The organism is Pseudoalteromonas sp. TP27 (genome assembly GCF_056470645.1).
The window spans coordinates 1-20,278 of the sequence record NZ_JARDAK010000012.1; the positions used below are offsets into that span (position 1 = coordinate 1).

The following is a 20,278-nucleotide window of genomic DNA, read 5'->3' on the forward strand; positions in this document are numbered from 1 at the left end:
TAGCAGGTACAACAGTGCTTTTGGATAAAAGTAAAATGGAGAGAGCGGGAGGAAATAGATATGTTTTAGACCTCCTAAAAAAAGATTATCCGCAGGCGGCTGAAACAATAAAGAAGTTAAATGATTCGGTATCGCAATTAAGGTGTTCGCGAAATAAAGTAGCCCATCAAGAGGGCTATTCGAACAAAAATCTTATTGTTATTCAAGCTATGGAAGGTCCTTCAGATGAATTTTCATCCGAAATAGAAAAAGTGATGTCAATGGAAAACATAAAAAAGATAGTGCGTGAAGACATAGCTTCTAATTTTCAGCCAATAGTACCAGTCATGAATAATTTAGTGACAAACCTAATTAACAGCTTTGCAGTTATTTATAAAAGCATAGTGAAAGACAGATAACATGCACGTGCAAGCGACTGTATTTTACGCCGCTTGATGAGGGCGTTGAGGCTGTAGAATTACTATTTTTAAAGAAAATCAGTCCGTTTTATGGGTTCCAAATGCATTACCTAATGCTTTAAAAACGCTTAGAGTTAATTATAGGAGCTCGTTTTTAATTGAATTTGGCTGTTGGAGTTATTCTACAGTCTCGTTACCTGCACCTGTTTATTCACATAGAAGACTCTCAATTCTAATTGACAATTGTGAATGTCAATCTCTTTTTAAATCAATTGCTTGGTTTTTTTTGAAGGTTAGAGCTTATTACTTTATCAATATGGTTTTGCATAACTTGTTTGAACTCTTTAAAAATGATAATAGCAGCTAAACAGAAATCTAAAATCATACCTATCTAACTGCTATTTATTTGAATCTTAAAACTAATTCTTAAAACTAGTTATGACACACTAATTGGTATGTATGAATTTCTTTTTTGCTGCTACCCCATTTTAATGACCATAGCTCGCTGTTATCAACTGGGCAACTTGAAATGTAGTTGACGATGTCATTAGCCTTCTTTGTACTGTCACGGACATCTGATGCAATTGATAAGATCGTAACTTCGGAATGCTTTAAAGCGTATTCAACCTCTCTTCCACTAACTGCACTTCCTTCTCCGGTCGTAAGAATTACAGCTGTATAATGTGATTTTGCAATAGTCTTTTTTAAAGTATCAATTTCTGAGTACATCCAATCGTAGTATGTATTTGCAAGTGAAATTTCGGAGTTTGGAATATCTTCAGCAGAAATAAGCTTTCCAAATTTGAAAGATGAATTTAACATTGAATTTTTCAGCGCTTGCATGATTTCCATTGGCACATTTGGAGTGGTGTCGTAACCACGCACCTTGTGGCCATATTTCTGGGCTTTTTGAGATGTAACAATTAACACTTTATGGTGTATTTGCGAAAGTTTATCTGCTAGCTCTTGGACAACACGTGATTCACCTGATCCCCCTTTGGTTCTTAGGACACTCATATATATAACTGGTGCAAGATCGGTAAATTTATTTGCTAAGGTTTTGAGATTAGGTAATTTTTGTTTTGGTGTAGGCATGAAATCCTCTTTATTAATTTAAAGACAGGATACAAGAGCCTAGAATTGATACTAAAAAGTAGCTACCCCTTTAAAAAAAGGAGTCCTAGGTCTCTTTAGTATCGAAATCTGAATTGTAAGTTACTACAAGCTATTAGAGCTTGAGTTTATACATTAATTGAAAGAGGCCTTTTCATCAAGGTTTATTTGGCTTGTGCTCCTAGTCCAGTGTTAAATAAAACTCGGTATAGCTAATAAAAAATAGTTGTACAACGATTTCAACACACATAGCTTGGTGGCAAACAGTGGGATTTGGTAGTAAGTGGATGCAGGTTAGCTTTGGGTGTACCAAAAACATTTGATTTATGCCACGATACTTACTGTAAGGCATGTTGGTAGTAACTTAGTAAACTTAATTGTTAGTAACGCCTATCTGCGATGCCTCATTTACTAAAAGTCTATATCCAAACTGGAGGGAGATTATTAACATTGCCCAATCAGATCCAACTTTTTATTGCGACTCATCTCACTGCTGCTGTAGGTAGATCCCCTTGTTGATATTCAATGCTCGAATATCAGCTGCTTTAAGCAGCACAGCATTTGCACTCTCATGGGCAAGCGTCTCTTATCCTACCATCCCCATGACAGCCCGTTTGTTCTGAGACGTATCTGGCTCAGAACCGGAAGGCTAAATATTATGAGGTTATTTTTCTCAAATCTCATTCTTGCTTTTGATTATACGAATATAAGCATAGAGCTCAAGGGGTTAATTTGCTTAAAAATATGTTGTTATTTGTTTTTCCCTGTTACGCAGGAGATTTTGCAAAATTAAAAATATTGGTTAGTTTTTTAATTTAAGTAGTTTAAGAGTTGTTGTATCTGATGGACTAATACTTACTAGTATAGTCAGCCACCTAAAAACAATCTGGCTATGTATTTACTCTAGACCATTCTTCCTTAGCTTTAGCCCTCTGAGCATCAATATACTCAGCTAGATCATTTAAGTGAATGTAATATGGTGCTTTTGCCGAGCTTCCTATTTTGAATGTAGGAATTGGCAGATCCTTTGCTTTGGCTTTATTCATCGATTTGATTAAGTTCTATTAGTCTAACCTGAAAGATCAAGTTAAGACTAATTCACATTACTTAAAATCGTTGTACAACGATGTATATGGATTAGAACCAAAGCGACAGTCTGACACGGTGTCAGACTGCTAGTTTATGGTTCAACTTATAACTACGATAACTCTTATTAGTCCCCAATGTTGTTGTGATTGGAAAGTGTTGGTAATTCTGTAATTGAGCTGGCGCTTTATTTTGAACCGAGAATTGAAATCAATTTTAAATTCAAGGCATTACTGTTGACTAAAATCGTTGTACAACGATTTTAGTCAAGTTAAAACTGAGGTTACAGTCTGACACGTTGTCAGACTATTAGTTAATGATTCAACTTGTAACTTCGATAACACTTATTAGTTCACATTGGGTTGCATGTTTAGTGGTTATCATTAACTAAAGTCATTATGCAACGACATGTAGTTAAGTTAGAACTGAGGCTACAGTCTGACACGGTGTCAGACTGTTAGTTTATGATTCAACTTATAACTTCGATAACACTTGTTAGTTCACAGTGGTTTTTGAAAAGCGTTGGTGATTTTAGAATTGAGACTGATCTTGATTGTGAACCGCGAATTTAAAGCAAGTTTGTATACCCAAGAGGTTATCATTATTGGATCCAATAGTTGTTACTAATTAGATCTTCGTGAACAAAACAGTAGGATTAGGTAGTAAAAACCGTGTTCAACGTCCACGTTTAGCTTAAAACTGTCAAGATTAGGTAGTAAAAACCGTGGTCAGCACGCATATTCAGCTTAAAAAGGACTGGATTAGGTAGTATAAACCGTGTTCAGCGACTACGTTTAGTTTAAATGGGTGGGATTAGGTAGTAAAAACCAAGAGCAAAGTATGGGATAATCTCCAAAAAGGTGGGGTTAGGTAGTAAAAATCCAATACCAAAGAGTTATCTGCTACCAAAACAGTGGGGTTTGGTAGTAACTTAGCAAACTTACTTATTAGCAGATCCTATCTGTGATGCCTCACTTCTAAAAGTCTATATCCAAACTGGAGGGAGATTATTAACATTGCCAGTCAGATCCAACTTCTTATTGCGACTAATTTCACAGCTGTTGTAGATGGGATTTAAGTAGCACTACATTTGCACTTTCATGGGTAAGTACCTTCTGCCTTATCACATAGGAGGTTATGAAACAGTAATAGTCATTTGTTATTACTATTGCTTGGATTTAGCCAGTGTAAGAATCGTTGTATCTGATGGGCTAATGCTTACTGCATAGTCAGCTACCTAAAAGGTAGCTGACTTACAATCTGGCTATGTATTTACTCTAAACCACTCTTCCTTAGCTTTAGCTCTTTGAGCATCAATATACTCAGCTAGATCATTTAAGTGAATGTAATATGGTGCTTTTGCCGAGCTTCCTATTTTGAATGTAGGAATTGGCAGATCTTCTGCTTTGGCTTTATTCATAGCTGTACGGAGCGAACAGCCAAAATAGTCATCACAAACCTTACCCAAAGGGATAATGGCTTCTTCAAATTGAGCAAGTAGCATAAATACTGTGTTCATAATCTTTCCTAAACCGTTAAAGCTCATAAAGAGCCAAATCAAAAATGAGGGTTTGGTAGTCAAAGGAAAGTGCTAGACAGGTATGTTGAAGGAGGCTAATGAATCTCAGGTTATCGCAACGCAGTCTGGGTTACGGCCTATGTGACTGGAGAAACATTCACCAAGTTGAATTTCTAAGAAATGCGTCAACTTTGGCTACGAGTAAATAGTATATCTGTATAGTTGGTTATATCAACTTATATAGCGTTACCTTTTAAATATAGCCATCAACTATCCCATCGGGCTTCTCATAAAACTAATAAAAACATGTCAAAATTATTAGTTTTTTATAGCTATAAGCTAAAGAGTTGAAATTATTTTCAGCTTTTTCTAAGCACTTTATTTCTAACGTAATTGACTGCGTTGCAGTCTATTACGCCCTAATAAAAACTAAAAATATCGCTATATATCATATGGTTAAATCGAATCTGTAGTTGTGGGTAAGTGAGTTTATGTGCTAATTTTAAAGGGTTATGTGTGTAAATTTAGTTTTCCATAAAGCAAAAGGCTATTTATCTGCGTGTAGCATTAGTGATTAGGAGAGGTGGGAGTTCCTAGTCAAATATTAATTCATATTTAAGGTAAGTAGTAATGCACTCTAATCCGTTACAGAAAGACATGAACCAAACAATGCTACTCGAACTTGAGGCAGCTCTAATTGGTGAAGATAAAGCTGTGGCAATTTTAAAATCGGCTAAAGATTTTGTTGAATCTGGTGTATGTGATAACCCGTTGAAAGCGCTATTGGGGCATCATTACCGAAACTCCAAAAAAGCGTTTCAAGAATACCTGATCGATAAAGCTGGTGGCAGTTCAGCAAAAGTTGGGACGGCAAGAGTAAAGGCATCAATGCTAAATAAGGCCAGTGAAGCGCTAATTCCAATTAAGCATAAATTTGCTAGGTTTAACTCTCAAAGCATTTTAAAGGCGGCGACTATAGAGCCTATGAATATTGATGAGCTTAAAAAACTCACAGAGCTTCATGATATATATAATGCGTTAGGGGAGCACTACTTTTCGGATTTAACATATCGGGACAAGGACGCTGCTTTTTCTGTTATCACACAGGATTGTCTTTCGAAAAATCATTTTGCTCGAGTTCGTGAAAAAAGAATTAAAAATTTTACTACTAAAACACATGGTAAAGCAGCTGAGAATATTATTAATGGATGGACTAAGGTAGAGGCGCATTTCTCGCTGCCAGAAGGTCTCATCACTCGCTTCATACCTAAAATGATCCACATACCACAACGTAAGTCTTGTCCGAATGGAACGAAGAAGCCGAGTGAGTTATTAGACTTAGGGAAAAACGCTGAAAAACACTTTATGACTTTAGCTAGCTATTTTATGCAACCAATGACAGTTGATGAGATTCTTGAAACCCATCATCATATGCAACTAGCGAATAACTTTTTAAGCACCGCTCAGTTCAAATCCCCTAAGAAGTATTGGAGTACTAATGGTCGTGGAGATACGCCGACGGTTGAGATTTGGCGCAATATCTTGCGTAATTTTTCAACTACGTTTGTTAAGTGCGGGCTAATACAGTCAATAGAAGAATTTGATTTTTCCATGCTATTGAACGGGCGTAATTTACAGCTTTTTTATGATTACCATACTAATGGCATCTGGGTTAATAGCTATAATGATATTATTAATCAAGCCGAGTATAACCAGCGCCGTGCTCTCAAGGTAAAGAGTATAGTAGAGTATGATTTTCTAGGCGGAGACAATCATAAGCAAGCAAAGAAATGCCTAATGAAGCTGCTGGTATTAATTAAATCTCCAAATATTTCGTTAGTCCCTTACTTACCAATGTTCTACTTTATCCCGAGCTCTCCAGCTAAAAATTTACAAGAATACTGTTTTGATATTAGTAAGCTGGTAAGTAAAGTGGAGGGCTTGATAACACTAATTAATTCTAGTGGCGAGGCTAACCCTAGTGACGGGAATCGTAATATCAAGTGGTTAATAGACACTAGTTACCGTGCCAACAAAGGCCTTCAAGGCGGCGTTGAAGATGGGGTCATAGAGTATCAAAAAATAGTTAGAAAGTTTGAAGAGTTAGCTTATGAACCATGTAGTAATGGGGATGACCGACTAAGGTATTTATCTATCGCATTAGCGATGAGGATTGCTTTGGTTAATCCACTTAGAATTAGTAACTTTGAAGACTTAATCGCTGAACCATACAGAACAGTTGAAGAAGCTGCCAATTCTAAAGCCGCTGCTCTGATATCAAATGCCGATGATAGTTATAGTACCTTTATTCCTTTGCCGCTCGTTAAAAATAGAGCTCACCTTGGCAAACATGCTAAAGGCATTGAAAACAAATTACCTATAGCGCTAAGCGACAAAATTAATGAGTTCATTGAGCAAAGAGCGCTTCATTACCATGGTATGGACAATAGGTTATTTATCTGGAATGGCATAAACAGCCGTGGTGGCTTACGAGTTAATATGTCGGAACAGACTTATCGTGTGATTCAGCTAATATGGCCTGAACGGGATTGGATCGTTAAGGGGATCAACCCTCATGCTTTAAGGCATTTTGCTGCGACTTACTATCTATCAAAAAATCGCCAAGATTACGCTGGATTATCAATACTGTTAAACGATAAGGAAGAAACGGTACGTAGCGTCTACGCAAAGTTAGACCTTCACTCGATTCAAGAAGATATTATGCGGCATGGGGAAGCGTGCTGTAATTTCTGATATTGCCTTAGGTGTAGTAACCCATACTCGATCTTACATTTACTGGTTAGCCATGACTAAATTGTTCAGTGGGTCTGCTGGTATCGGCAAGTCACAATTGGACAAAATGAGCTTTAAACTGAGGGCGGCTTTGTGACAGAAGCTGTCGTTCAGCTAGTTTATCAAATGACTAATAAAACTAAAATAACGGACATTTAACCTAACTCACATTTGGACAGAAACGTGTCAGGGACTTTTCTAAATTAGCAACGCACAGATAGCAATACGTACGGCTGTGTTTATCAGACCTGTTTATTCAATAACTTTATCGAGTCCGTTCAAAAGTACCGTTCACATCACGCGTGTAACTTTCCCGTGTGCAATTCGTTATTAGCGCTTACATGGCAAGGCCTCTAGGTTAATACGACAGTGTAACCTAGAGTGCCGCCGCACCTGTTTTTAATGTGAAATGGTAGATACACCGGCAATTATTTTAATAAATACTCACCTTTTGCTTATTCGTAAAAGTGCTATGCGTTAAATTATGATTAAGCGGAACTAAGGCGACAGGTTAATTTTTTCAGCGCCGCAGATAGTTAAAAAATTTTGTTAGTATCAAAGAAACATAAAAAATGAAGGTAACCAGGCACGAGGCCTGGTTGAAAATCAACGATAGTAAAATGGCATGGATGCCACGTTCTAACCGCCAATCTTTTACGGCAATTTAAGATTACACTGCGGTTGGGGCACTATCAATATTAATGAGCACGCGAATGAAAATAGATATTCATTATAAAGTGAAAGTAGAAGGAAGGTTTTCTATTAATTTAATTTCCCTAATTTCTGTAGCCCAATTGGTTATAAGTTTAATAGGTTAATTGTTAGGTAGGGGGTATTGCAGGTCAAAGTGTGATACCCCATTATTTTAGCCGCTAAAATTAAAGTTTCACCGGTGAAACTCAGTTGTTGGATGAAGGTCTTGTGTTTGATTTTCTGCTATCAGTTAACAAATATAAAAATTAATTATTTATCATTATGTTTTCATTTTTTGACAATGCTAAAGGCGTGAACTATAAATACCTTTCAATTGATATTAAAAGGGAAATTCAAGGACTATGAAAATAAATTTAATTAATTGCCTGCTATCTGTAGTCATAGCAACTGGTGTAAGTAATATGAGTTATGCTGAGGAAGTTCCGCGCAGTCAACAAGTAATTACCTCCCTTCCTGTACTCACTAGTCAGAATGCTCCAGCTCCTGCCGAAATCAAAAACATCCGCATGGAGTCTGAATTAATGGCTCGAGCATCAGCTCCGCCGCTATCTTCAATGTGGGTATATGCTGTTGGTTCAACTGATTGTGGGTGGGAGTCCACTGTTGGTATGACAACAACTGCATGTGATCATGGGGGAGAGCAGCTGCGTACTGCTGTTTTAGAAATTGGTTATGGTTATAATCATATTGCTTGGATGAACGGTGGGTTACTTCCGAGTTCCACAATGTACTCAAGTACGCCTGTTTGTGTGACTGGTAGTAATTACACATGGCCTTGTACCGCTGGGCAAACTGTCGTGGGTTTCCTCAATGAATACAATGTCGATGGTCATCAAAACGGATTATTCAAATACCAAAATACTTCGACTAATTCGCCATGGAATACTATGTCAGTCCAGATCAGTATTCTTTGATTTATTAATGATGTAGGCCAGACATTCTGGCCTTTTTATATTTCTAAATACGAATGTTAACACCAGTACTTTTGTCTTGCATGATAGACATAGCTGATTCTAACATCTTCAAAGTAGTCTCGTCATTGCGTGACAGTGCGCCTTGGATGCCATCACGCGTTTTTTGAATGAAGTTATATCGTGTTTCATCACTGTGTGCACCTGCCAGTTCGCCTCCATTTACGGGTATTTTCATAGTCATAGCCATGAAAGGCCTGCCGTCATCGAGAGACATTTCTCCATTGCGGATTTGAGTGTTGGCCCAGTCCCGCATTTCTTGCCGGGTCATACTAGTGAAATCCGCCTGTTTTGTGCTGCTGTCAGTCTTATCATTGTCTGTTTGTGCTGCTGTTAATGCAGCCGAAAATGACGTTGAGGCCTCTGTTGAAGGCTTGGTACGCTGGTTCCCATTAAAATAATGTACGTTTGCATCAACTCGCATAGGTTCTTTTCCTTAGTATGATCGTATGAGTGATATTAACTGCAAAACCTGCGCCATAATTATACACTTATAGTCTTTTGAAAACGCCTTTAAAAAGTTTATTTAAATTAAGTTGTTGAAGGTAATTCATCGTAAAGTGAAAAGCTTAATACAGAGGTGTTGGACGGCAAAGGCTTTCCGGTAACTGGAATATTTACTAATAGGCTTGGCTCATAGGCCTTAAATTATTCAGGATAAAGCCTAATAAAAGAAGGTTTTGAAATAAGCAATATTAAAGTGAAATATTGGGATCGAGATTGATACAAAGATGAGGGATATAGAAATCAATATCCATTTCAATTTTTTGATTTCTTTTAAGTGATTTGCATTTTTAAGCGATTCATTTAGCCGCTGAATATTTAGTTCAACTTCGTGTACAGTCTCCTGAGAGACGAGCGCTAAATCTTTAATACTATCAACAGAGCTTTTTAAGTTTTTCTCTGTTGCTAGTATATGAGTATCAACGCTCTTAATTTCCAGTGATTTCTTCACATATTCAGATAAAGAAATACCTTCCTTTTGCGCCTCACTACTTAAAGACTCTTTTAATTTATCGTCAATTCGGATGCTTAGAATAGCCATTCTAAAATACCTCTGATGTATACGGGTGTAAACAAAGCGTATACGCCTATTTTTAAAGGCGCAACAGGTTATTTTAGATGAAAACTGTGTATGACAAAATGAGATAATAGGCACGCTGTCGAATGTATACAGGGGAGGATTTGTTACTAGGTGGTGACAATAATGATATTCTTTATGGTGGACAAGGGAATGATCGTCTTTGGGGAGGAACTGGTGATGATAGCTATGTAGGTTATGTAAGTGACTCTGGTATAGATACGATTAATGATGACAAATCTCCTACAGGTCAAACAGGTTATGGTGGTGGAAACGATAAACTGTTTATGCAAGATGTTGCGTTGGCTGATTTATTTGTTACTCAAAGTGGCAATAATTTACTAATTACCACTAATGCTGATGCTGCTGATGGTACTATGGATTCAGGGATTGTTATTGAAGATTTTTTCCTTGGTGGCAACAATGTCATTGAAGAAATCATTACTTCTGATAATTACGTCATAGATACAACAGGTTGGCTATAAGAATAAATGTTCTTATTTTGACTTGGAGTGACTATTAATATAGTCACTCTTATTAATGTTCTGGTCAACTTCAGCCGGACACTTTTCTTAAATAATTTTCATACTCCGCTGGTAATTTAACATTTTTTTCTGAGTGCAGCCTTTCAGGATTTTAACACTTCATATATTCAGCAACATCACTTTTCATGGGTTCACGAGTTGGTTGAGCAACTTTGAGTAACCAATCATGTTTCAAACTACCAAAGAATCTTTCAATAACAGTATCCCAACAAATACCAACATCCATACTTGCTCGCATACCAAATTGCTTTATTCACTTATGATATCGCTTACTCATATGCGTTGAATCTAACCATAAGGCTAGATTACATTACTAATCAACAAAAATTCGATTACATGCAAAAAGAACAAAACACTTTATTGATGTAAATTTATTTTATCGATGTAAATTATCTAATAGCAATGTAATTGTCAGCCGTTCATAAAACCAAAGCCGCACGGCGCTCAGTACAGCGAAGAAAAATACATGCACAAACTGAAAACCCAACCCCCCAAAATGATCGAATAGCAGATGTGGATTTTGATGATATTACTGAAATTGAAATAGAGCCGTTCGATGAAATGGATGACTGGTCATGAGCTATAAGCATTTAAGTGAGCAAGCCATTGAGCAATTAACGCTTGATGATGAACTACGAATTGAAAAAATTCGTTCTGATCGTTGGATTGGCTACCCTAAAGCAAAGTCTGTACTGACAAAGTTGGATGACCTAATGTCGTACCCACGAATTGAGCGAATGCCCAATATGCTGATTGTTGGTGATACCAACAATGGTAAAACAATGCTTACTAAACGATTTTTGAAACAGTACCCAGCTAAAGATAATCCTAATGGTGATGGAGTGCTTGCACCTGTATTATTAGTGCAAGCGCCTCCTGTTCCCGATGAGGGACGTTTTTATAATGCAATACTGGAGTTACTATTTGCGCCATATAGGCCAAGTGAACGAGTTGATAAAAAGCAATTTCAAGTGATCAAATTATTGCGCTACATTGGTACAAAAATGTTGGTCATAGATGAAATTCATCATATCTTGGCGGGTAATTTAAATCGACAACGTGCATTTTTGAATGTACTTAAATACCTTGGTAATGAGTTACAAATATCAATTGTTGGGGTTGGGACTAAAGACGCGTTTAGGGCGTTGCAGTCAGACCCTCAATTAGCTAACCGTTTTGAGCCAGTATTATTACCTCGATGGGAGTTTAATCAGGATTTTTTAAGGTTACTAGTGAGTTTTGAACGTATGTTGCCATTAAGAAAGCCCTCAAATTTACATGCTAAAAGCTTAGCTATGCAACTATTCTCAATGTGTGAGGGCTATATTGGAGAGCTTTCACGATTACTTAATGATGCAGCCGTTTATGCGGTTAAAAATAATATAGAAGCAATCACACCAATAGTATTAGATAAAATAAACTGGGTAACACCTTCACAAAGAAAGCGTCAGTTAGACAAGGCAATTTAAATGTTGTCTGGAAAATTATAGCCAGCTCATCCGCACCCATTACCAGGGGAGTGTTTATCTTCATGGATGGTGCGAACTGCACATCACAATGGCCTGAAAGTACAAAGCTTTGGTCATTTTGCTTTTAATAAGCGTTATGAACTTTGGAATAGGGATATAGATAGGCTAGCGCCTGAAAGGTTGTTAGAGCAGATGTCAGTAAAAACGGGGGTAACACTTAGGGAAGCAAAGAAAACAACGCTAAGTCTATTTGAGGGGCGTTTATTTGAGTCTACAAGCCTGTCAGGTCAGCTACGCTGGATAACACCGCTTAAATTATATCATCGTACTCATACAGGTTTTGGCATGCAGTATTGTCCCCTATGCTTAGCTGAAAGTACAGACGCTTATTATCGAATTGCTTGGCGAGTGGCTTTTTATACTTTTTGCCCAAAACACTTAATACTCATGGAAGATAGGTGTAGACATTGTGGAATGGCAGTTGCTTTTCACCGAATAGAGCTTGGAAAATATCACCAGTTAGATGCTCCAGATCTAGCGGTGTGTTGGAAATGCGGGGTAAGTTTAACTGATTTCACTCCTATTCCTGTTAATATTTGGCACCAGAACGTACATCGAAGGTGGAAATGGAAGTTAGCGGTATTAGACCGTGGTTTTGTTAATTCAGGTCAAGTAAAAACTCAGAGGCTTAATTTACTGCATCAGCTTTGTAGAATTATTGCCTCACACTCATTGGCTCCCGATTTACAACAATACTTATGTGACAAAACAAATATGCCGTATCAACATATAAGTGATGTAAAAATAGCATTTGAGCAGCGCTCTTTATCTGAGCGGCATTATATTTTAGAGCTCGCATGGTGGTTAATCGAAAAATACCCAAGGAAGATAAATGAAGCCATTAAGTATAAAAAACTACGCCCACATTACCTCTACAAAGATATGCCGAGTCTAAGATTTAAGTAATGCTTATTATCTATGTATATTAAGTTAATTTTTCTTATTAGAAACAACTAAAGTAAGATAATAACCTGCCGATAACTAGTAATAAATAACGAACAAGGAAAATGATATGAAAGTTAATTCAAATGATACTAATCTAGCATCGCAGTTTATATCGAACGGTTCAGAAGTGAAAATTAATAAACCTGTAAATGGTAAAGAACAAATAAATAGTGAAATGGAGCGACTAGCTAAGGACATATATCATAATGATCAGCCTAAAGAGCCTAAAGCGACCTATGATAAGCCAATGAATATATCAACAAATAATGTTGTATCAACAAGGGAAGCAGAAGAAAAAGCGTTAAATAATATTCGAATCGCTACTGTGAATCTTTATATGCCGGGTGGTGAAGTTTCCAACTCTGTTGAAAAAATGTTTACTCAGTATGACAATATTGTGGCTGAAATAGCGGCCGAACAACCATCATTAGCGAATAAAGACTGGGGGATATCAATCAGTCAATCAGGTGAGCTAGAAGTTACAGGTTCTATTAATGATAAAGAGAAAAGTCTGATATCTGAAAAATTAAATGACAACGGGGATTTTGTGGCCGCAGCTAACGAGTTTAAATCGAGCTTTCTAGAGCACATTGACTTGGGAGTTAGGGGGTGGTCAAGTTACGACGTAAACGAAGATAATTTCTCAAAAATATTTGATTTAAAAGAAATTCTGGATAATTCACAAGGAGGAGAAAGCTTTAAACAGGCTTGGAATAAGGACTTTAGTTGGCTTGAGTTAAACGATAATATCTCATCTCAACTTAGAAGAAATGCAGAACGAGAGTAATTTATTGCGAAAGGGCCTCATTTAGAGGCCCTTTTAAATTATGAAGGTTCGCTAGAAATTAAATCCTGATCGCAAATATGACCAAAATATACATATGGCACATTATCGCCACCTATCCCAATAGTGTCTATTTCTCCATTTTCATCAAGGCCTCTATTTGTTGGTATTACAATTTGCCAAGCACCAACTTCGACATCTGATTCCCAAACATTTTTATACCCCAAGCTATATTCCGTATGTAAAATACCCTTAACATTCGGAGTGCAAGAGTTTAAATTTATTTGATCTGATATCTTTCCGTTAGTATTTGATAACGCTTGATATGAGGTTGAAGTATTTGCTTGATCTTCAACATCTTTAATGAAATTAAAATAAGCAATAGCTCCTTCAATTGGCGCCCCTGTTGAATCACGTAATACCAGTGACCAATTCAATCTGTTGTATGCTTGTGTAGTTAGATAAGGTTGACTGTATGCTATTAAGGGTATTCTATTTACATTACTTTCACCAGAAATAACATCATTAGTAAATGAAGTCACTATTGATGATGTTGTCAACGTGTAATTGTTACTGGGATCAGCTGGTAGAGCGGTATTAGCTCTAACTCTTAAACTAATCGACTGGTTTGCCTGAAGGTTTGATAATAAATAATTATTATTTGCTACTAAAGGAGTCCAGCCATTGTTATTTATCTCAAAGATAAACTCGTCACTAAGAGTTTCATCTAATAAGCGTATAGATATATCTTGCCCTCTAACGACTGTAAACTGATAGTAATCAATATCATTTATACTATCCTAATATAGACCCTGTATCAGCTAATCAGTTCTCAACCACTCAAAATCATGGCGGTGGCCAAGTTAGAGTTTATGTATTTCAGTTCGGTTACGGTAATACAAACAACGCAACGTTTGCAGGTTCTAGTGTATCTGCCACATCTAGCACTCCTAGATGTGGAGCAAACCTAAGTACTTGTAGTGCAGGCCAAACAGTTACTGGATTCCTCCATCAATTCGATTTTTTTGGCGCATCAAATATAAGTGGTACTGTTAATGTTTCAGCAAATTCGATAGCATCACCATTTGGTTTTTGGAGTGATTCTGTTTTCGTTCAATAATTAACACACAAGAATTAGAGCACAACCCATGTTCACAATGACACACGAACATGGGTATTTAACCAATAAGTTTTACAATATCAAACACTCTAGACTTAGCTTCAATTGCATTTCTCATTTGAGCTGACCCGTCACTATGTAATTTTAGGCTTTCCAATTCCTTAGTCACGTGAGCTACATAATTAACTTTTTCATCTAAATTAAAATCAATACTTGGTGGTGTATACATATCAAGCATTTGACCGCTAGAAATTAACTTATTGTCATAAAGCTCTTTAGCCATTCCCATTACTTCATTTCCAGAAATATTGGTCATATCGTATTTATTTGCAATTTCTTGCCATTTAGCTTCAGCATTGCGACCGGCAGAGCTGATTGAAACGGTGTCTGTTTCGGTTTTCTTGGTTGTGTTAGTAGCCTGTCCATCATTTATTCTTGTGCTTAACGCGCTATGTTGGGCTGACTCAGCATGATTAACATACGGTGTATTAGTAATTTGCATATTTGCTCCCTTATTAAATATTGCAACGACAATGCTTATATCAGAGCAAGTAGCAGGCCAACAAATCGAAACCTGTTATTTGCAACAGGTTTTTTAGAAGTATTAATACTAATCTCACAAACTAAGTGATCATTTATATGGGTTAAAACCACTAACTACTGCGTTATTTATTTAATTATTAGAACAGCTAGTTATGTAAAAAAGCCTTGTGTTTAATGATTTTCCTCCGCCTAAAATAGATCACTTAATTAATGAAAGTGGTATAAGCACGAAAGTACACATCGAGGTAGAAATGTCAGTGATTTTAGCCAACAGAAGCGGCAAATGGGAAATAGTATGGTTTAATAACGGCAAACTATTGCCGATTAAATAAGGGGATAATTAAGTATTCATTTAAATCTCGAATGAATGAGATCTAGCCTAGCGATAATTTTGTTGCTTCAGTTGATACTTTTTCAAATACATCATTCAATATTCTATAAATCGTAGCCGAACCCAAGTCATAATCTTTTGCCAATTGACCAATGGGTACACCTTCTTTCCTTTTATTATAAATTTCTAAATCTATTTCATCGGTTCTTTTTGTTGGTCGACCAAATTTAACGCCGTGCTCTTTAGCTTTAGCAATACCCTCTAGTTGCCGCTCAGAGCGTAAATCAGTTTCAAATTCGGCAATGGCTGCTAACATGTTAAACATTAACCTTCCAGTGGGAGTAGATGTATCAATTGCTTGGTCAATTACTACTAGATCAATATTTTCTGCCTGAAAGCGCTCCGCAACTTGTGATAAGTGAATAACGGAACGCGCAAGACGGTCTAATCTGGTGATAACAAAAGTGTCCCCTTCCCGAAGATAATTCATGCACTTTTGAAACTCTGGTCGAGCCGCTGTTTTACCACTTTGCTTTTCATGATAAATTTTATCGCAGCCAACTTGATTTAACTTATCAAGTTGCACTTCTAAACTTTGACCTGTTGAGCTTACTCTCGCGTATCCAATTTTTGACATTTTTTTATCGTATACTTTAAGATGTTTTGATAAAAACATTATGAGAGTACTTTTGATAATAGTCAAATATAGTTATCATAAAGTATAGCTTTTTGTAAACTAACTCAATAAAGGATTTTAAGTTATGAAATATTCACATTTACTCCCTGCAACAATGTTTGTTGTTGCTGCTGCAAGTTTTTCTTTCAATGCAATCAGTGCTGATACTTCGGTTACAGAGTCATCTTCGATTCAAGTACAAGAGCAACATGATCAAGTTGCATCATTGAATTCTATTCTTGATTTTGAAGAAGCAGCTAAAAATGAGCAAACAACCAGTGAATATGAACGTTGTAGCCCTACAATTTACACTAGATACACTAGTCTTAAATTGGAGCAGACTCGAACTATTGCAAGCTTTACTTATGATGGTGGTAATTGCCGTAGATACGGTTTTGCAATTTTAAGAAACTATGACGGACATGATTTCAAAGTGACTTTGGTTGATAGCAATGGAGATAGAGTTGCTGGCGGATATAGCGTAGCAGTTTCCACTTCTATCTTTAATGCAGGCACTTATTATTGGGAAGTTGAAAATAAAACAACAACTGGATCTACTTATGGTGGAATTACTTATGAAGTAAGATCTGGTGGCTAGTTAAACTTTCTATTAACGACTCAGCCCTATGAGTCGTTAATAGAAAACAATCTAAAATAAAAGCTTAAGTTTTATAAAATTATGTCGATAAAAGAAAACGACATATGAAAAAGGATTTTTATGAAAATCAGCACCAATCTACTACCTACTCTATTTGAAAGTAAAATATCTATTTTTACAAACAGTGATGATGAAAAAATAAAAAGCTTTTCTACTAAAACAAGCGAAAGTGGCTTAAAAATTAATATAAACACAACTCACCTTGATCCTAAAGTTAAAGAAAAAAAAGACAATAATGCTTTTGATTCATCATTAATTGAGGGAAGTGCATATGAAAAAGTATTTAAAAAAGAAGAGCTCAACTTTTCTAATATGAGTATAAAAGAACTTCATAGTATTGTTAAAAATGTGAATGAAATGGAACGAGAATACACACAAAAATACGATAGTGATGAACCAGTTAGATTAGGTAAGTCAGGAAACCCCATAATATCCAAAAAAAGAGAAGATATGAATAGTTTAGAGTCTAAACTTAGGATCCTTTCTTATGGTGGAGGGGATGTAGATCCTGATAAAAAAATTAATGTTATGGAGTATTTTTCTAATAGTTCAGAGAAATTAGATGGACTTGCTAAAGAATATCCTGAACGTCAGACTTATCAAGTAAGAGCCTCTTACATGAAAGAAATAATTAATACGTTTGATAAATTTATATCAGACGATACTTTTGATTTATATCAAGAAAAGGCTGCTTTATTGTTAACCGACAAAAAGAAAGTCGATGTTTTTATTTGAAAAAAGCCTAGAACATAGCAAAACAGCTAACAGCTTATTGAACACCATTTTGGTGGTTTATAACACACCGAAACGGCGTATATTACATACCCTGATAATTTCACCAATAATTACCTTTGTAAACAAGTAATTAAAACAGCTAGGAATTAAGCATGTTATTTTGCCCCAAAACGGCGTTTAATAATGTTATTGGACAAAATTAGATTTCTACTTAAAACACAGGAATAAATTTAACTTTTTCAGTGTCCGGTTATCGCTCAAAGCCGACCTATAGAATAATTGCTTTAACACGTTTTGGGGCAAAGGCGAGTTATACTTATAACCCGTCTATGGACAGAAGCTAGTTAACCTGACTACTGAGTGTCAAGGGGGAGCAACAACTGCCATCATATCTGGATATCACACACCTCCATTTGACTTTATCAGGCGATAATCGTTTGTTTAGAGAAGGATATATTCGTTTATCTCATTGTTAACAAGAATACAAATAACGTGATATTCAAAAGTTAGGCATAATATGCGTCATAATGTGGCTTGTCATTTGCTTCTATGGCGTTTGTAATGATCTCCCATGCGTTAGTTAATTGCGGCTGCATAGCTTCGGGAAACTGAACGCCTAGTTCCATTGACTTAGCATGACATTTTTCATTCACGTACTCATACAACGTATTTGCTTTAACTTCCGCACCTTCAATGTCCTTCAGTAGATTAGGTGCTATCTGGTCTTTGCCATTACCCCGAAATTCAGTCAGATTGAAACGGAACGAAAAGTACACTTCCAGTATCTTCCTCACGTACGACTGCACTGCAATAGAATCACAATTCTCTGGTCGTTCTACAGCTTCTTTAACCTTGCTGATCAAATAAGCATACTCGGATCTGTGGTCTTTAAGCAGCTTAGGCAATGGAGCAATCTTAGATTGTTCGCCTGTACGATTAACTAAGAAGAACTGTGCTCGCTTTGCTGTGCCCGTCTTAGTCCTACTGAAATAGAACAGCCACGTTTTTACTAAGTTGAAGAACTCAAAGTTATGCGTAGAAATGAAAAGCTGTTCTACGTGCTCATGACCTAGCTTACTTTTGATAATGCCAAGAACGTTATAAATGTGGTTTGAATCAAGGCTACAGATCGGGTCATCCAAATACACGATAGGTTTGATGCCATTTAAGGATTCATCTTCTAATTGTGTAATGAAGTACGCAAATGCTATTGCAGTACGTTCACCATCAGATAAGTGCTTTGCCTCTCGATCTTCGCGCATGAATTTATATGTGCCACCTACAGGCTTAATCTCTATATCAGTCTTACCGAAGTACTGTCGCAAGTTGTCGTTTAGACTATGCGCTCCCTGTTTAGTGTTATTAAGTTCAGCCTTTATCGCATCGATACGTGCCAGATTAGCGTTGATCTCGGTTTGTGCGGTGACAGAAGCATCTTTAAACGCTTGTATATCAAGCTGCGCTTGCGGGTGATCGTAGTTCTGTGTTTCTTGGTACACATAGTGGCGTTTGATTGCTTCAATAGCCTGACGCTGCTCTGTGGAATGGTTAGCAGCCCGCTTATTATGCGCTGTTATTGGTGTGTTGAACTGCTCCACCAAGTCTGTAACTAGCGGTAAAGGATAGTCTGATGCATTGAATGGAAGTACCTCAGCCATGTGTTCTTTCTTGTCAGTCAGCAACTTAACCAGTGACGCTTTTAGTTCTTCGACAGAATCATCGATTGGCTGGATTTGGCTTCTTAATTCGTCAAAACCTTTCTGTAGATCTGGGTAAAGTTGACTGGTATCTGGAATACTTGATATGAATGCTTGTGATTGAACCGAAGCGATAGCAACATCAATCCTTTGGCTAAGGTCTTTGTACGCTTTCGAAAAATAAGCATTTAGCTCATCAATTCTTGCCTGACTAATCGTGTTGTGACAGAACTGGCAGGTAGTGTGTCCAGCGTTACGCTCTATCCCTTCTTCAACCCAACTTCTAAGGCTTCTATCTGAATCCAACTCAGCAATAGTTGTCTGTGTTACTGAAGTAGCCATGATTGATTCAATATCACCCAAAATACCTTTCATTTCTGGGGTGCTAAGTTTAACTTTAGGCACGCTTGATACATTACTGGCTCTTGCTGTATCAATGTAAGCACTCATTTTTTCTGGTGTTAGATCATGACTAGCTTCAGCAGATGCAAGCATGGATCTAGCGCTTGAAGCGTTGAATGTAGACCTACCTAGAATACTCAATACCGCAACGTTTCGACCTACTTCAGTTAAACGATTGTTTTTCTCTTTTTCTTTGCTTGCTGCGAACCCTATGTCTTGATCTCGCTTAACTTCTTTTGCAGGAATAGTCTCTTCCAATCCTTGAAGTTCTGTTTCTAGTTCGATGTTACGTTCACCTACGATCAAAACTGGGTTTACGCTTGATTCATCAAAATTAACGTTTTTAACGATGTAATCTGAATTGAAAACACGTAGGTTTTCTACTTTTTGTAAGTTGTTACTTTTGATAGAGCTAGCTTCGTGACAGTCCACTTCAAAAGATGCCCCAGAGAAGCCTTCTGGTATTTCACCTAGCTGCATTGCTCGGAAAACACGTGAAAGCGTGGTCTTTCCAGAGTAATTAAAGCCATAGAATAAGTTAAATTGATAGAAAGGTTGACCAGCATTAGTGTTGGCATCCTTAAAGATACCGAAGTTTTTTATGGACTTTACACTCTTAAACATGCACTTACTCCGAG

The 20,278-nt window shown here is 36.8% G+C and carries 19 protein-coding genes and 2 pseudogenes; 11 read left to right on the forward strand and 10 right to left on the reverse strand.

Annotation, left to right across the window (positions count from 1 at the left end; all coding sequences use genetic code 11):
* Nucleotides 1-398, forward strand: a 398-nt coding sequence (locus tag PX700_RS13935; RefSeq protein WP_479521030.1) for a hypothetical protein, incomplete at its 5' end; no start/stop codon positions are given.
* Between the two features lie 432 nt (nucleotides 399-830).
* Here PX700_RS13935 and PX700_RS13940 read toward each other — a convergent pair.
* The 3 genes from PX700_RS13940 to PX700_RS13950 form a co-directional block, all read right to left on the reverse strand.
* Nucleotides 831-1,493, reverse strand: coding sequence for a hypothetical protein (locus PX700_RS13940; protein WP_182197803.1), 663 nt, complete (start codon nucleotides 1,491-1,493; stop codon nucleotides 831-833).
* 908 nt (nucleotides 1,494-2,401) lie between these two features.
* The gene (locus tag PX700_RS13945) at nucleotides 2,402-2,557 is read right to left on the reverse strand and encodes a pyocin activator PrtN family protein (protein WP_182197801.1); all 156 of its coding nucleotides are present in this window, start codon (nucleotides 2,555-2,557) and stop codon (nucleotides 2,402-2,404) included.
* A gap of 1,304 nt (nucleotides 2,558-3,861) precedes the next feature.
* Nucleotides 3,862-4,116 carry a pyocin activator PrtN family protein gene (locus PX700_RS13950; protein WP_182197799.1) on the reverse strand — a complete coding sequence of 85 codons (255 nt, stop codon included), beginning with the start codon at nucleotides 4,114-4,116 and terminating at the stop codon, nucleotides 3,862-3,864.
* A 630-nt stretch (nucleotides 4,117-4,746) separates the two neighbouring features.
* Here PX700_RS13950 and PX700_RS13955 point away from each other — a divergent pair.
* Both PX700_RS13955 and PX700_RS13960 read left to right on the forward strand, forming a co-directional pair.
* Nucleotides 4,747-6,870: a hypothetical protein gene (locus PX700_RS13955; RefSeq protein WP_154945332.1), complete on the forward strand. Its 2,124-nt coding sequence runs from the start codon at nucleotides 4,747-4,749 to the stop codon at nucleotides 6,868-6,870.
* Nucleotides 6,871-7,964: 1,094 nt separating this feature from the next.
* Complete coding sequence (locus PX700_RS13960; RefSeq protein ID WP_013463092.1) at nucleotides 7,965-8,537, forward strand: YolA family protein; 573 nt, start codon at nucleotides 7,965-7,967, stop codon at nucleotides 8,535-8,537.
* Between the two features lie 43 nt (nucleotides 8,538-8,580).
* Here PX700_RS13960 and PX700_RS13965 read toward each other — a convergent pair whose 3' ends face one another.
* Complete coding sequence (locus PX700_RS13965; protein WP_013463093.1) at nucleotides 8,581-9,018, reverse strand: hypothetical protein; 438 nt, start codon at nucleotides 9,016-9,018, stop codon at nucleotides 8,581-8,583.
* A 240-nt stretch (nucleotides 9,019-9,258) separates the two neighbouring features.
* On the reverse strand, nucleotides 9,259-9,639 hold the full coding sequence (locus PX700_RS13970) for a hypothetical protein (RefSeq protein WP_024606317.1): 381 nt from the start codon (nucleotides 9,637-9,639) through the stop codon (nucleotides 9,259-9,261).
* Nucleotides 9,640-9,761: 122 nt separating this feature from the next.
* On the opposite strand from PX700_RS13970, the gene PX700_RS13975 reads away from it, so the two are divergent.
* On the forward strand, nucleotides 9,762-10,160 hold the full coding sequence (locus tag PX700_RS13975) for a calcium-binding protein (protein ID WP_479521031.1): 399 nt from the start codon (nucleotides 9,762-9,764) through the stop codon (nucleotides 10,158-10,160).
* Nucleotides 10,161-10,230: 70 nt separating this feature from the next.
* Here the strand turns inward: PX700_RS13975 and PX700_RS13980 are convergent.
* Nucleotides 10,231-10,461 (reverse strand): annotated as a pseudogene (locus tag PX700_RS13980) (IS3 family transposase); the annotation flags it as partial.
* 167 nt (nucleotides 10,462-10,628) lie between these two features.
* On the opposite strand from PX700_RS13980, the gene PX700_RS13985 reads away from it, so the two are divergent.
* From PX700_RS13985 to PX700_RS14000, 4 genes and pseudogenes are all read left to right on the forward strand, one after another.
* Complete coding sequence (locus tag PX700_RS13985; protein WP_479521032.1) at nucleotides 10,629-10,799, forward strand: hypothetical protein; 171 nt, start codon at nucleotides 10,629-10,631, stop codon at nucleotides 10,797-10,799.
* Entirely contained in the window at nucleotides 10,796-11,689 is an 894-nt protein-coding gene (locus PX700_RS13990; RefSeq protein WP_210797393.1) for a TniB family NTP-binding protein, read from the forward strand. Before PX700_RS13985 ends, PX700_RS13990 begins: the two co-directional genes overlap by 4 nt.
* A 33-nt stretch (nucleotides 11,690-11,722) precedes the next feature.
* Nucleotides 11,723-12,655: pseudogene (locus PX700_RS13995) on the forward strand (TniQ family protein); the annotation flags it as partial.
* A 106-nt stretch (nucleotides 12,656-12,761) separates the two neighbouring features.
* A complete protein-coding gene (locus tag PX700_RS14000; RefSeq protein ID WP_024606314.1) occupies nucleotides 12,762-13,481 on the forward strand; it encodes a hypothetical protein in 720 nt (239 codons plus the stop codon).
* Nucleotides 13,482-13,519: 38 nt separating this feature from the next.
* On the opposite strand, the gene PX700_RS14005 is transcribed toward PX700_RS14000, so the two are convergent.
* Nucleotides 13,520-14,020: a hypothetical protein gene (locus tag PX700_RS14005; RefSeq protein ID WP_479521033.1), complete on the reverse strand. Its 501-nt coding sequence runs from the start codon at nucleotides 14,018-14,020 to the stop codon at nucleotides 13,520-13,522.
* Between the two features lie 263 nt (nucleotides 14,021-14,283).
* Here PX700_RS14005 and PX700_RS14010 point away from each other — a divergent pair, with 263 nt between their 5' ends.
* Complete coding sequence (locus PX700_RS14010; RefSeq protein ID WP_089368985.1) at nucleotides 14,284-14,598, forward strand: DUF4879 domain-containing protein; 315 nt, start codon at nucleotides 14,284-14,286, stop codon at nucleotides 14,596-14,598.
* Nucleotides 14,599-14,656: 58 nt separating this feature from the next.
* On the opposite strand, the gene PX700_RS14015 is transcribed toward PX700_RS14010, so the two are convergent.
* Both PX700_RS14015 and PX700_RS14020 read right to left on the reverse strand, forming a co-directional pair.
* Nucleotides 14,657-15,100: a hypothetical protein gene (locus tag PX700_RS14015; RefSeq protein WP_024604508.1), complete on the reverse strand. Its 444-nt coding sequence runs from the start codon at nucleotides 15,098-15,100 to the stop codon at nucleotides 14,657-14,659.
* Nucleotides 15,101-15,515: 415 nt separating this feature from the next.
* The gene (locus PX700_RS14020; protein ID WP_263972598.1) at nucleotides 15,516-16,148 is read right to left on the reverse strand and encodes a recombinase family protein; all 633 of its coding nucleotides are present in this window, start codon (nucleotides 16,146-16,148) and stop codon (nucleotides 15,516-15,518) included.
* Between the two features lie 85 nt (nucleotides 16,149-16,233).
* On the opposite strand from PX700_RS14020, the gene PX700_RS14025 reads away from it, so the two are divergent.
* Both PX700_RS14025 and PX700_RS14030 read left to right on the forward strand, forming a co-directional pair.
* Nucleotides 16,234-16,746 (forward strand): hypothetical protein, encoded by a 513-nt coding sequence (locus tag PX700_RS14025; RefSeq protein WP_024604506.1) that lies wholly within the window; start codon nucleotides 16,234-16,236, stop codon nucleotides 16,744-16,746.
* Nucleotides 16,747-16,866: 120 nt separating this feature from the next.
* Nucleotides 16,867-17,541 carry a hypothetical protein gene (locus PX700_RS14030; protein ID WP_013463096.1) on the forward strand — a complete coding sequence of 225 codons (675 nt, stop codon included), beginning with the start codon at nucleotides 16,867-16,869 and terminating at the stop codon, nucleotides 17,539-17,541.
* Between the two features lie 506 nt (nucleotides 17,542-18,047).
* On the opposite strand, the gene PX700_RS14035 is transcribed toward PX700_RS14030, so the two are convergent.
* Nucleotides 18,048-20,264, reverse strand: coding sequence for an AAA family ATPase (locus tag PX700_RS14035; protein ID WP_138577948.1), 2,217 nt, complete (start codon nucleotides 20,262-20,264; stop codon nucleotides 18,048-18,050).
* Between the last annotated feature and the right edge of the window lie 14 nt (nucleotides 20,265-20,278).